This window comes from Nonlabens marinus S1-08, from assembly GCF_000831385.1.
GTDB classification, from domain to species: domain Bacteria; phylum Bacteroidota; class Bacteroidia; order Flavobacteriales; family Flavobacteriaceae; genus Nonlabens; species Nonlabens marinus.
Genome location: NZ_AP014548.1, coordinates 423,241 through 437,555 on the forward strand (window position 1 = coordinate 423,241; position 14,315 = coordinate 437,555).

The following is a 14,315-nucleotide window of genomic DNA, read 5'->3' on the forward strand; positions in this document are numbered from 1 at the left end:
AAAATAAAACAAGTGAAATAAAAACCCAGATAGGGCGCTGAATGTTAGGCCGCGATAGACGCTGGCGAGCCTTTATTCAAGGGAAGTTCAAAAGAAACCGATTCGGTTTGTTTTGATGTATAAACGTGTGAGGCACGTTTGTTAATTAAAGTCTTTAATATGGATTGAGCTAGACTGCTCCTCAAATCCGTGCCGTCAAAAAGGCGTTTGATGTCTTCTTCAGAATCTAGGTCTACTAGATATTCCAAAAGATCCACTCTTAGCAACTGCTCTTCTAGCAATTTGAAATAACTGGATGCTAATTTGTTGGTTTGCCAAGGCAGGCTTTCAAATCTTACAGCATCAAAATCAGCTGAGTTGATTCCCATTAAATAAAATCCGCCATCTAGCGATGGACCATTTACGGCCTTACCAGAGTTCAAAGAATTTACGGCTGAAAGTAAATGAGAGCTTGTGAGTTGTGGCGTATCGTTACCAATACAGATAACCTTATCGTAGCCTTTCTCAAATACTTTTTGAATACTGTTTGAAAAACGCTGACCAAAACCAAGGCCTTCCTGTTCATCCTCAGTAAAATGAAAATAGTCAAGTCCACTTTTTTCAACCGTTTTCAACACACGATCATTCAAGACATCCATTAATTGCCCATTATGAGCAAGTGGTTTGTATTGAATATCAGCCTGCGCAGTTTGTGCGAAGACTAGTATTGCCGTATTTGAAAGTTTTCTATTGATGACTAAATGAGGTTAAACCTATGGTTGAAAAGACAGCGAATGTAATTGTAAAAGTTAATATCTAGCAACATCCACCACCGTCATAGTGGTAGGTAGATTCACTAAAATAAATATCGTCACGACCCAAATCCTTAAGCGCTGCGGCTGTTTTATCACAAATAGCTAACGGCTGGTTATTTACTAACACGTGACCTTTCCCGTCATCAAACTGGCGCTCGCTTCCAAAATAAATAGCAGCCTTACCCGTAAAGATGCAAGGCCCATCTTCTGGCATAGGATCCTTAATAGCAGCTACTTCAATAGACTCAATGTAGATCAACTCGTCAGTCGGGTAATTTTTTGTATCCAGAATACGGTACGGCTTGCGGGCACGTATCTCAATCGTTCCAAAACCTACGTCTGTCAACGCCTTAACATATTGAGCAATAGGCAATGAGCCGCTCAAGCACAACGCTCTTAATCTATCATCGTTACGCAATTCATCATTCATTTCCTGCTCGCAAGTAGGATCACTCATGACTAATCTACCGTGAGGCTTCAGTACACGATACATTTCTTCAATCGCTTTTTTAAGGTCTTCCTCCTTAAAGATATTAAACAGGCAGTTTTGTGCCGCAACGTCTATGGAATTGTCTGCAACAGCGCTTAAATTTAGCGCATCGCCTTTATGTAGTTCTACAAACTCACTTTTAAACCAGTCGTTTTCTACCTCAGCGATTTTGAAGTTTTTGCGGGAAGCTTCAAGCATTTCAGGAACCACGTCAATACCTATAACGCCCCCTTTTTGACGAGAAAAATAGGCAAACTGCAACAATTCCATTCCACCACCTACTCCTACATACAATACCCTAGGACTGTTGCTCAAATCTCGTGCATGAACGGTTGAACCGCAACCATAATTCATTTCTTGCATGATTCTAGGAATTTTCAAGCCAGGTAATTCCCATACTGGATTTGTAGTGCAGCACAGCCCTACATCAGGGACAAGTGCAGCGTCTCTGTATAATTCTTCGGTGGCATTTAAATAACTCATGTGGTATTGTGATTGTGGTTGATTCTACTTTAGTACCGCATTACTTCGACAAGCTCAGCATGAAACAAGTGTGGTATCAATTTCTTTGAATTTCGCTTTCGCGAAAGCGAACAAATGATTGAATATTTAGTTTGCAACAACTCCCTGACAACTGCTTCCAGCGCCAGCGGTACAGCCGTAACAATGTTGTGAAATCTGAATCTTGCGGTCATTGAGCAAGTCTTCATTATAATCTTTAACATGCTGGATCTTGTTGTCCACTTTCAAATCGAGCATCTGGTTGAAATCGCAATCGTACAACCAGCCATCCCATGAAATAGAAATGGTATTTGTACACATGACGTTTGCAACAGCGGCTGGATTGTAGGCTTCTACAAGCGCATACATGTAGTCCTCATAATTCTCGCTCGCCACTAGGTAATCTAGGAAGCGCGCGATAGGTAAATTAGTAATCGCAAACAGATTGTGGAATTGAATCCCAAAATCTTCCATTAATCGAGACTTCATTTCCTTCTCCATACTGGCTTGATCGCCCGGTAAATAAGCACCGCTAGGATTGTAGACTAGGTCTAATCTTAAGCTGCTATCTGGCATACCATAGCCGCGTTCATTCAATTCTTGTAATGCCTTGATTGATTTATCAAACACACCGTCACCACGTTGCTTGTCGGTCTTTCCTTTAGTCCAGTGTGGCATAGAGGAAACTACATGAATATTGTGTTTTTTGAAAAAGTCTGGTAGGTCGTAATATTTTTTGTTAGCTCGAATTATTGTCAAATTGGATCGAACTATAAAGTCTTGGATTCCAGCTTTTGCTGCTTCCTCCACAAACCATCTAAAGTCTGGATTCATCTCTGGTGCACCACCTGTAAGGTCCAGCGTGTGAGCCTCAGTAGTTTTGATCACATCGAGAATCTGCTGCATGGTATCTCGCGTCATTATTTCCTTGCGATCGGGTCCTGCATCCACGTGACAGTGAGCACAAACCTGATTACACATATATCCCACATTTACTTGAAGTATCTCAAGCTTCTTAGGCCTGAGCGGGAATTGATTGGTTTCTTTTATCTTCTTTGCGAACGACGGTAATTCACCATTAGAAAAGGGTTCTCCATTAAGGACTTCCATTTGCTTATTGATGTTTGCCAGGTCTGCATCGCGTTTGTGAAGGGACTTTTTAGTATTTACTGCTACACTCATAGGTGTGTTTCTGCTTTTTTAAAATGGTTTGCGTGTTAAGGCGATACATAATTACGATAAAAACCTCAGGCAAGTTTTATAAAAACCCATGATATTCGTTTTGCGATAATTCTAATCTCAATTATATTCCCAAATATTCTGGCTTTTTCACTTGCTATGAATTGGTCATCATCCTGCGTAAATCTTACAAGTCCAAGTATGCTAATTGCAATAATGTATCATAGCTTACCTAAGTCTACTAGGGTAATAATTAATAAGTTTTGCTTTGCAACATATTCTTTAACGCTGGCTGGATCTTTCTCGTAAGCATCGTGGAAATTACATTCAAAGTCCCAGATAAATGACTTACTGCGATTTATAAGGATGTAAAATCTTTCTATTCTGCTTTCGCAGAATATTGAAATGCTACATCTCTAGTTTGTTGACCTTATTCATCATTTGAACACCATGAACCAGAGTGGCACCACCTTTAATAGCTCCTGCAACATGAATAGCTTCCATCATCTGTTCTTTAGTCACGCCGCGTTTGAGAGTATCGCTTGTATATGCATCGATACAATAAGGACATTGCACGGCATGGGAGACGGCAAGTGCAATCAAGGATTTTTCCCTTGCTGTTAGCGCACCTTCTTCAAACACACTACCGTAGTAATCGAAGAATTTAGTTCCTAGCTCTTCACTCCATTCTGTTATTTTGCCAAATTTCCTAAGGTCTTTAGGATCATAATAGGTCTTGTCCATTGAAATTGATTTTAAAGGCTCCAATTTACGATTAAATGATAGTAACAAAAGCTATTAACATACATTCTACAATTGATTAAATATCAGTTAAAAACAAATTTTGTTTTAGAAGTTCGTCTACATTTGGCTCAATATATAAACAAAAATCATGATCAAAATATTAGCAGTTATAATGGCGGTAGGTGGTGCCATCGCTCTTATCTTAGGGGTATTATCAATATTTGGATCCTTAGCTTTAGGTGCAGGACAGTGGCCATCTGTCATTTTAGGTGTCATATTCTTTTTTGCAGGAATCAGCTTACTTAAGTACCGCAAGGATACCGATGTGATTTCTGCCGAAAATAAATAGGGCATTTCTAATTAATCAAAAAAGCCGCAGAAGAATATTCTGCAGCTTTTCTTACTCTATTGACGTTCAAATTAATTTATAGGCTCTAGTAATAAGTAGGCATAAGCCGACATGTCGCTGGCCATTCCTTCTTGAAATTTGACCGTTGCTCCTGACATCAAGTCGCGGTACTCTCCATTAAGGCCAGAAACTTTTGCTTTAATGGGTTCATTAGATAGATTAGACACAAAGATCACCCGTTGACCATTTTTTGATCGTTCAATTGCATAAATAGATGCATCATCATTTGTTATAAGGCGTTTGTAAGCAGCAGCGTCTTTCCCACCATGTAATGCAGAATTGCTATTTTTCAATGTTCCTAATTGCTTCATTTGCTCCCACACTCTTCCTTTAGTCTTAGGAATACTGTCTTTTTCAAAGAATTTCAATCGCTTGTCCATCCCATACTCTTGTCCAGAATATACTAATGGCATTCCAGGTATTACATATTGAAATACAAGCATAGCGTCACTTGCTTTACCCATGCGCTCCTGTACCGTACCATTCCATGAGTTCTCATCATGGTTGGTAATAAAGTTCATTAAGATATGATCTGCAGGATAGGTGGTGTCTATTTTTTTCATGTAAGCATCCCATTTATTTACGTCTGCTTTGCCCTGAGCCAATTCGTTCATAATGTGATGACCTTCCCAATTATAACCGATATCAAAAGCTTCATCAAAAAGATCTTTCTTCTCACTTTCAGCGAGCATGAATAGAGGTTTGATAGTTTCCAACTCTGCATTATTCGCATTCCAAAAATCAGTTGGAACTTCATGTGCCACATCGCATCTAAAGCCGTCTATATTATGTTTCTCTACCCAGTATTTCATGGAAGCAGTCATCGCATCACGCATTTCTTGATTATCATAATTGAGATCTGCGGTATCTGTCCAGTCCGTTCCTGCGGGATGGATAATTTCTCCAGCTTCATTTTGAGTGTACCATTCTGGATGTTCTGTAACCCATTTGTTATCCCAGCCGGTATGGTTTGCAACCCAATCTAGAATAACAAACATGCCATTGTCGTGCGCTGTCTTGATGAGTGCATCCAGATCTTCTTCAGTTCCTAAATCAGGATTGATCCCGGTATAATCTGCTACTGCATAGTAACTTCCTAAATACTTTTTTCGTTCCTCCATATCCTCAATGTCTTCTACCATTAAGTCACCCTTTGCCTTTCTATTCTTTTCTGAAATAGGGAAAATGGGCATCAACCATATGACCTTCACGCCTAATTCCTTCAACTCAGGAATATCTTTAGTAAATTCATTAAAAGTACCCGCCTCAGAATACTGACGTATGTTAGCTTCATAAATTACTGCCGTTTCCAGATCTTCATCGGTAATAGGTGTGTATTCTACTACGGATTCTTCTTGTTTTTCCTCAACCTTCGCTTCGTCTTTACAGGCAAATAGAAAGCTTACGAGAAATAAGGACCAGATGTATTTTTTCATAGTGAACTAGTAGTTTGAGTTAATTTGAATTTTTATCAGTTTTTCTTTTGGCCTGAATAATGGCAAAATTGCGGGCCTTGACTTGTATTTGGGAATCGGTTTCTAGCGCGTTGATGAGGGTTGTTTCGCTTCCGCGAAAGCGTTTATTTTTATCAGCCACGTTCATCATAATAGGTGTTTCATTGAAATAAACGTAGGTTTCTTCATCAAAATAAGCTCTACGCAGAACGAGCATTCCATTTGCATCAGTAATCACCTGCGTCGTACCATAAAGTAAGGACATGGAGTTGCGACGGAGCTGAGCTAATTCTTGCACCAGCTCTCGCAATTGAGATTCCCTGCGCGTAAGATTGTCAAACTTCATCATCTTGCGATTGTCTGGATCACCAGCACCTATACTACCGTATTCATCCCCATAATAGATCACTGGCACACCTGGAATGGTCATGTTGAACGCTTGAAGCATTCCTAATCTATCGTAAGCTGTGGAATCACTCATTTGCGTTTCACGAGTCCAGCCAGCAAGTTTAGCATCTTCATCAAAGCGTACGTCACCACTGGCATAACTAATAAATCGAGCCCGATCCTGATTTCCGGATATGTTCCCCATCAAGTGGTGGTGGCCGTAGTATTCGAGTCCTTTATTTAAGGTTTCTGCAAGATTGGAGTAGCTGTTATCCGCTTTCGCGAAAGCGGAAACCGCAGCATCATACATATTAAAATCAAACTGTGCATCGAGCATGCCGGTACTCACGTAGCTGCGTATGAGGTCGTAGGAACCATAAGTTTCCCCAATCTGATAAATAGGTCGATCCGTATTATTGCGTATTTTCTTAGTTAATGTTCTCCAATAGGCCTCAGGAACATGTTTAGTAGCATCATGACGGAAGCCATCTAAGTCATAATTAGTCACCCAATACAATGCTGAATCGGTCATTTTTTCTACCACTTCTGGCTGGGAAAAATCAAGTGTAGGCATAAAGGTATCGAACCAAGTGGTCAACCTATGATCATCCCAACGCTCCGTATTGAGTGTGCTGTCTGGTAAATATAGATTGGTTGCCCATTCTGGATGTTCTTTATATAATGGGTGTTCTTCATGCACGTGATTTGCTACATAATCTAAAATCACATTCATCCCACGATCATGAGCTGCAGCAATGATTTCTTTCATCAATTGTTCCCTTCCAAAACGGTAATCCACTGCAGTATTCGAGATAGGCCAATAACCGTGGTACCCACTGAATTTTGTTTTAGGCTCTGGCCACAAACCATAGGCAGTTTCAGGGTTTTGCGTGATCGGAGATAACCAAATGGTATTGATACCCATGTCTTCAAAATAGCCGTCATTGATCTTTTTAAGTACTCCAGCCAGATCGCCACCCATGTAATTTGCTTTAGGCAGGATTTCTGGATCAGCGACTGGTTTGGTATTAGATGGATCTGCATCTAGAAAACGATCTATCATCATGAAGTATAGCACTTGTGTATGAAAATCAGATCGATCTAGTTGAGAAGGGTCTCTTACTACTTTACCATTTTGAACAGGAACCAGTAGATCGTTTGTTCTACCGTTTGTATCGCTCGCAAATACTCGAACTAGCTGTGTTTTAGAAATTCGATCTGAAAAGTCCTTTTCCGGTAGTGTCACATGATATGTAATTCCTTCTAGGGTTGCTGGTATTTTCTGATTCTCGTAAAAGACGACTACATTTTCTAGTTTGCCGGTAGTGGTAAATGTGAACCCATTGTCTGTAATAGCTCCATAACTTAATTCTGCTGGGAAGGCTTTGCGGCTGTTATCAATTACCCGGTTAAAGCCACCCATTCCATTGCTTACAATAAAAGGCTCAGTTCCATTTAGCTTTTCTTCCTCTCCGTCTACAATAAACAAGTATTGAAATTTACCAGAAGGCACCGTGGCGTCATAATAAAGGTTTGCTCCATCAGTTTGAAGATCTGTCGGTGCCCAATTTGTGAATTCTCCTTTGATCTGGACTTTAGAATCTACCGCAGGTTTATCATAATTAATGCGGATTACCTTGCTCGAACTTTTAAATACCGGAACGTCGTTTCTTATACCGTCTGTCCATAGCGTCATTAAGCTCACAGCTGGACCATCCATCATTTCAAAAGAAAAAACACTGTCTGTTCTTGACCATGGCAAGGCCTTTATCCCTTTATCTACTGTGATACTATCGGCAATCTGATCACCTGCAATGTAATCTGCAATCAAAACTTCTGTCTTGCCATTATTCGCATAGACTGGACTTGTAGGTACTTGAATTATACTGGCAGATTCTAACGAGGCTTTATCCTCTTTACAGGAAACTAAAAAAACGACTGTAATTAGAAATACTATTTTTTTCATAGTCATAGGTTACGTAATTAATCCAAGTCGATGACCATAGATTTTTTGCCGCCAATTTTTAATGGCTGAGTGAGATCAATGGAGTTTTCAATTAGAATATCTTGACCTTGTTTACGTTCTTGGATTCCTTCCCTGAATCTTTCGAGGTTCAATTCTATCTCGCTAGGATTGTTGTTAATTACCACCATCACTCGGCTTTTCCCTTTAATTCTAAAATAAACGTAGCAATTCTGTTCTGGAACGTATTGTAGCAACTCACCTTTATGCAACACAGGCTTGTTCTTACGGTAATTGAGTAACTTTTTAGTAAAATCCTGATACCCTTTCTGTAAGGCAGTCGGATTACTAAATGCATTTCGCGCATCTCCTTTCCAGCCTCCAGGGAAATCCCGGCGTATGTCGCCATCACCGTCAGTATCTCGATTACCTGCCATTCCAATCTCATCTCCATAATACAGTTGCGGAATCCCTCTTGTGGTCAATACTAACGTCATGGCAAGTTTGTATTTATCCAGATCACCATTATAGAGTCCGTCTCCACTGATTCTATTGGTATCATGGTTGCCTGCAAAAACTAGAATGTTATCTACATCAGCATACAAGAAGTCGTTGACAAAATTTTCATACAAGCGAACCGCACCTTTATCCCAGCCTTGTTCGTTTTCATTGAAACTCGCCATTAATGCATCGTGCAAAGTGAAATCCATTACACTAGGGAGCCCTGTATTGTAAGACTGAATTGCACCTACTGGCGAATCTTTTTGCCAATATGCAATCTGAGCTTGATCGTGCAACCAGGTTTCACCTACAATATTAAAATTTGGATACTCCTTCATGATGGCTTTCGTCCATGCAGCAATTCCTTCTTTCTCGTTATAGGAATAGGTATCCACCCGCAGTCCATCCAGACCAGCATATTCAATCCACCAAATAGTGTTTTGGATTAAATAATTGAGCATTAATGGGTCACTTTGATTTAAGTCCGGCATGGTGCTTACAAACCAGCCTTTCTCCGCATATTTTTTATCAATAGCGCTAGCGTGAGGATCCATTTGGGTGGTCTGACGGTAGGAGGAGTTGGCATATCCTTTTACAGGAAAATAATTCTTGTCCTTATTATCGTCAAATTGATGAATCCAGGTATCAGTAGGCAAGTCCTGCATCATCCAGTGGGTGGCTCCCCAGTGATTGGTGACGTAATCCATGACCAACTTCATATCCCGACCATGTAATTCATCAGCAAGGCGGCGGTACAATTCATTGGTTCCATAACGTGGATCAATTTGATACAGATCGCTTTGAGCATAAGTATGATAGGAATAGGCTTTATCATTATCAGCCAGTAAAGGTGTACTCCATATCGCAGTTGCCCCTAGGTCCTCAATATAATCTAGATGATCAATAATCCCTTGAATATCACCACCATGACGACCTCCTTTTTCATCCCGATTGGTCTTTTCTGTCATTGAATCTACAGAGTCATTAAATGGATCACCGTTTGCAAAACGGTCTGGCATGATCAGGTAAATGGCATCACTAGAATCAAAACCGTTACGATCCTTTGAAGTAGAAACTCTTGGTTTTATCTCGTAATCAAAAGTTAGAGAAGGTAACTTATGAGCTGTCATTTTCATCTCGTAAGTCCCGACGACAACTTGCTCCGTGTCTATAGTGACGAAAAGATAATTAGGACTGTCACCTGCGACCTTCTTTATTATTGGCAACCTTGTTTGTAAATCATATTTCGCCGCATTGGGGGCGTGAATCAACACCTCGACCTCGCTATGCTGCATTCCTGCCCACCAAAATGGGGGCTCAACGTGTAATGGTGATTGTGCTAGGCACGCTTTCGCGAAAGCGAAATACATCAACAAACAAAATGCAACTGGAGAGGTTTTCATAATTTAAGAATTTACTGCTACAGGTTCCAAGGTTTGCTTTTCACCGTTAACCAAAATATCTTGACTACTATCGCCATCTAAGGTTACTGTGGTACCGTCTTTAGCCACATGTACTTTCAAAATCTGATCTCTAAAGTTAATCTTGAAACTGAAGGATTCCCACTGTTCTGGCAATCGGGTATTAAAACTAGGCATGTCATCCACAATCTTCAAACCACCGAAACCTTCTACAATACTCATCCAGGTTCCCGCCATACTGGTGATATGACAACCTTCCTCCACCTCATGATTGTAATCATCGAGGTCTAAACGCGAAGTTCTCAAGTAAAACTCATAAGCCTGATCCATTCGACCCAAATGTGCTGCTTGTATGCTGTGAACACATGGAGAAAGCGAACTTTCATGAACAGTCAATGGCTCGTAAAAATTAAAATGTTTTTCTAGATCTTCTTTAGAAAAATGATCTTCAAAAAAGTAAAATCCTTGAAGCACGTCTGCTTGTTTGATATAGCAACTGCGTAGAATTCGATCCCAAGACCATTTTTGATTGATAGGTCGCTGGGAGGCTTTCAACTCTGAAACAGGAACTATTTCTTTGTCTAAAAATCCGTCTTGTTGTAAATAAATACCTAAGTCTTCATCAAAAGGCTCATACATATTTTGAGCAACCTCTAACCAGGAAGCCACCTCTCCATCGGTAATTTTAGTAAGACCTATGATCCTATTGTAATCATCATTATGGCCATCCTTTACTTTGTTAAGATGATTAACCGTTTGCTCAATACACCATTTTGCTAGGTAATTCGTGTACCAATTATTATTGACGTTGTTTTCGTACTCATTAGGTCCAGTGACTCCCAGAATCATGAATTTATTGGCACGTTGAGAGAATGTGGCTCGCTGATGCCAGAATCTAGCAATCGCAATCATGACTTCTAGTCCCATTTCTGGCACATAAGAATAGTCTCCTGTATATCTAACGTAGTTGTGAATTGCGTAGACCATCGCGCCATTGCGGTGGATCTCTTCAAAGGTAATTTCCCATTCATTATGGCTTTCCTCACCATTCATGGTGACCATAGGGAATAGAGCAGCTCCATTAGAGAACCCCAATTTCTCGGCATTCTCAATGGCCTTGTCTAGCTGCTCATACCTATATTTCAGTAAGTTTCTAGCTACTTTTTGATCTTTAGTAGCCATGTAGAAAGGTATGCAATATGCTTCAGTATCCCAATAGGTTGACCCACCATATTTTTCACCAGTAAATCCTTTAGGGCCTATGTTTAATCTTGCGTCTTTACCAGAGTAAGTTTGATTTAATTGGAAGATATTGAAACGTATCCCTTGTTGTGCTTTCATATCACCTTCAATAGTAATATCTGCCATCAACCAAATTTGGGCCCAGACGTCTTTTTGCTCTTCAAGCAATTGATCGTAGCCTTTCTCGATTGCTTTATGAAGCACATTCTTTGCTGCATCAAATATCTCAAAGTGCTCGTAATTCAAACTTGAAGTATATCCAGCATATTTTAATAAAGTTGCAGTATCGCCTTCTGCAAGTTGAGTTGCCACTTTATGACGAATTACTGTTTCATTCTTGTCAAATGGATCTGCGTATTGCACATGCTCGCCATTCTTGTACAACTCAGATTGCATGAATGTGCAAACGTAGAAATTGGTTTTATTAGTTCGACTGCGAATGAATGCTTGATGATCTGTAGTCTGTAACTCTTCTACTTCCCAAAACTTATCATCCCAGTTAGAGTCTTCATTAGTAATTCCAGCGTCCAGGTAAGGCTGGAAGGAAATACGCATATCTCCTTTCAATGCCGTTACTTGGTAATTGATAACGGCAAGTTCATCTATGTTTAAAGAAAGAAATCGGCGAGCGGTTACTTGGATCGTCTTAGCGTCAGAAAGCTCTATTTTAAATGAGCGTTCGTACCAACCTTCTTTCATGTTCAATTCACGGCGGTAATCCTTAACGTCAGATTTTTCAAACTTTGCTAGATCCAGAGCTTCTCCATCAATAAAGACATCTATCCCAATAAAATTTGGGGCATTCAACACTTTAGCAAAGTACTCTGGGTAACCGTTTTTCCACCAGCCTACTCTCGTTTTATCTGGGTAATACACTCCAGCTACATAACTGCCCTGAAAGGTTTCACCACTGTAAGTTTCTTCAAAATTAGCTCGCTGTCCCATGGCGCCATTACCAATAGAAAAAAGGCTTTCACTGGATTTAACTAGGTCTGGATTCCAGCCTTCTTCAATAATAGACCAAGGATTTGGTTTGATATATTCTCGACTCATTACTTCGTTTTATTCAATAACTGATGTTGATAATCTGTGGGCATTTCTAAGAAGCTTTCAAAAACTTCATCTGCCTCACTTAAATTTTTCTGATCTCCTAAACCTATACTGATCATACCTGCATTATTAGCAGCTTGAACTCCAGCAATGCTGTCTTCAAAAACCACCGCGTTTTTTGCTGGCATATTTAGTAGTTGACAGGCATTTAGAAATACTTCGGGATCTGGTTTTGCTTTGCTCACGTCTGTTCCATCCACTATGGCGTCAAACAGATCATAGATTCCCAGTTTCTTAAGGATAGGCCTCGCATTTTTGCTGGCACTTCCTAAAGCTATAGGTTGTTCGCTTTCGCGTAAGCGTAATAAAAAATCATGTACTCCAGGAAGAATATCCTCTTGTGTTAAGGTTTCTACCATTTCTAGATACTCCTCATTTTTCTGGATGAGTTTCTCTTCAAATGTTTTTTGATCAATTTCTTTATTGCCCCATTTCAAAATTTTCTCTAGGGAGCGTACTCTAGACACTCCTTTAAGCTGTTCGTTTTCTTCTTCGGTAAAATTGATACCTAGACTAACCGCTAGTCGTTGCCAAGCCACAAAATGGAATTTGGCTGTATCGACTACGACACCATCTAGATCAAATATGAATGCTTTCTTACTCATTAGTAATAGATGGTTGATATGTGATTGCTTTTTTGTTAGTGATCAAAAGGTTAGATAGTGCTGCTAGAATCAAAAATATTCCCGCAATGGTCATGGCATGGATGGACTCCTCGCCTATCAAATTGTGCAATAGGACCACTCCACCTAGAGCCGCAATGATTTGTGGGATGACGATGAACATATTGAATACTCCCATCATTAATCCCATTTTTGAACTTTCCACACTACTGGAAAGCATGGCGTATGGCATGGAAAGTATGCTCCCCCAGGCTATACCCACTAGGGCAAAGCACAGCACGAGGTATTCTGGCTCGCCAGGAATGTAAAACATAAGCAGGAAGCCTAATCCTCCCAGTACCAAACTGGCCATGTGTACCACTTTCCTGTTGATGCTATTATAAGCAGTGTAAAAAGTCAACAACAATGCAAAAGCCATGGACGATAATCCATAGATACCCATTTTAGAACCTACATCATCTGAAGCTTCATTGTACGCTTTATCTTGTGTTGTATAGGCATCTTCTTGAGTTTGATCTAAAAATAGGGTTGCTTGATTTGCATCTAGCAATACATTATCGCTATCATCTAGCTGAGCGAAATTTTTAACATCAGGTTTTGGGGCATTGTAAATATGCTCTGTCAATGCTGGGTTTGCAAGCGTCCACATGGCAAAAAATGCAAACCAAGAAAAGAATTGAACCACCCCCAGTTTTTTCATGATGACCGGCATCAGCGCATAGGTGGAACTGATTGTTGCCCACATGCCTTTTTTCTCTTCTGGCTCACTGGCATCATCGAAAGCCGCCATTTCTTCTGGTGAGTATTCCTTTGTAGTAAATATGGTAACTAGAATCGAAGTGATGAAAACCAAAGCACCTACACCGAAAGCTATTTTTACCGAGTCAGGAACAACCCCTGGCGCTGCCTCATTTGAGATATTTAATGTGTTATTGAGAAATTTAGGAAGGTTACTGGCTATCCAGGTTCCTACCCCTATAATTAAAGTTTGAACCACAAAACCGTAACTGCGTTGAGATTCTGGTAATTTATCAGCAACCAGCGCCCGGAAGGGCTCCATGCTGATGTTGATGGAAGCATCTAAAACTAGAAGAAGTCCAGCGGCCATCCATACTTCAGAAGAAAAAGGCATGAATAACAAGGCAATACTACTTAGAATCGCACCTAACAAAAAGAAAGGTCTACGTCTTCCTAATCTTTTATGCCAAGTGTTATCACTTAGGTACCCAACAATGGGTTGCACAATCAAGCCAGCTAAAGGGGCCGCAATCCAAAGCATAGGAATATCATCCTTGCTAGCTCCTAAAGTTTCAAAAATACGTGACATGGTTGAACCCTGTAGGGCAAAACCGAACTGAATACCCAGGAAACCGAAACTCATATTCCAGATGTCCCAGAAACCTAACTTAGGCTTTTGCATATCGTTATTTATTAATGACGATAAGCCTTATGACTTATCAAAACTTAGACGTGTGTGAAGAAGACTAGTTTTGATAA

General features: G+C 40.1%; 11 protein-coding genes. 1 reads left to right on the plus strand and 10 read right to left on the minus strand.

What is annotated here, in order from left to right; all coding sequences use genetic code 11:
- Positions 1-44: 44 nt before the first annotated feature.
- The 4 genes from NMS_RS01975 to NMS_RS01990 form a co-directional block, all read right to left on the minus strand.
- Positions 45-638 (minus strand): TIGR04282 family arsenosugar biosynthesis glycosyltransferase, encoded by a 594-nt coding sequence (locus tag NMS_RS01975; RefSeq protein WP_231862350.1) that lies wholly within the window; start codon positions 636-638, stop codon positions 45-47.
- 157 nt (positions 639-795) lie between these two features.
- Positions 796-1,767, minus strand: a complete 972-nt coding sequence (arsM, locus tag NMS_RS01980) for an arsenosugar biosynthesis arsenite methyltransferase ArsM (RefSeq protein WP_041495141.1) — start codon at positions 1,765-1,767, stop codon at positions 796-798.
- Positions 1,768-1,893: 126 nt separating this feature from the next.
- Positions 1,894-2,967, minus strand: a complete 1,074-nt coding sequence (arsS, locus tag NMS_RS01985; protein ID WP_041495142.1) for an arsenosugar biosynthesis radical SAM (seleno)protein ArsS — start codon at positions 2,965-2,967, stop codon at positions 1,894-1,896.
- Positions 2,968-3,372: 405 nt separating this feature from the next.
- Entirely contained in the window at positions 3,373-3,708 is a 336-nt protein-coding gene (locus NMS_RS01990) for an arsenosugar biosynthesis-associated peroxidase-like protein (RefSeq protein ID WP_041495143.1), read from the minus strand.
- A 148-nt stretch (positions 3,709-3,856) separates the two neighbouring features.
- Between NMS_RS01990 and NMS_RS01995 the strand changes: the two genes are divergently transcribed.
- A complete protein-coding gene (locus NMS_RS01995) occupies positions 3,857-4,057 on the plus strand; it encodes a hypothetical protein (RefSeq protein ID WP_041495144.1) in 201 nt (66 codons plus the stop codon).
- A gap of 71 nt (positions 4,058-4,128) precedes the next feature.
- Here the strand turns inward: NMS_RS01995 and NMS_RS02000 are convergent, their stop codons facing one another.
- From NMS_RS02000 to NMS_RS02025, 6 genes are read right to left on the minus strand one after another with little or no spacing between them, the layout of a single operon-like run.
- A complete protein-coding gene (locus NMS_RS02000; RefSeq protein WP_041495145.1) occupies positions 4,129-5,553 on the minus strand; it encodes an alpha-amylase family glycosyl hydrolase in 1,425 nt (474 codons plus the stop codon).
- Positions 5,554-5,572: 19 nt separating this feature from the next.
- The gene (locus NMS_RS02005; protein ID WP_041495146.1) at positions 5,573-7,924 is read right to left on the minus strand and encodes an alpha-amylase family glycosyl hydrolase; all 2,352 of its coding nucleotides are present in this window, start codon (positions 7,922-7,924) and stop codon (positions 5,573-5,575) included.
- Positions 7,925-7,941: 17 nt separating this feature from the next.
- The gene (locus NMS_RS02010) at positions 7,942-9,825 is read right to left on the minus strand and encodes an alpha-amylase family glycosyl hydrolase (protein WP_041495147.1); all 1,884 of its coding nucleotides are present in this window, start codon (positions 9,823-9,825) and stop codon (positions 7,942-7,944) included.
- 3 nt (positions 9,826-9,828) lie between these two features.
- Positions 9,829-12,138, minus strand: a complete 2,310-nt coding sequence (locus NMS_RS02015) for a glycoside hydrolase family 65 protein (RefSeq protein ID WP_041495148.1) — start codon at positions 12,136-12,138, stop codon at positions 9,829-9,831.
- A complete protein-coding gene (gene pgmB, locus NMS_RS02020) occupies positions 12,138-12,800 on the minus strand; it encodes a beta-phosphoglucomutase (RefSeq protein ID WP_041495149.1) in 663 nt (220 codons plus the stop codon). The genes NMS_RS02015 and pgmB overlap by 1 nt, the downstream gene beginning before the upstream one ends.
- A complete protein-coding gene (locus tag NMS_RS02025; protein WP_041495150.1) occupies positions 12,793-14,238 on the minus strand; it encodes an MFS transporter in 1,446 nt (481 codons plus the stop codon). Before NMS_RS02025 ends, pgmB begins: the two co-directional genes overlap by 8 nt.
- Positions 14,239-14,315: the final 77 nt, after the last annotated feature.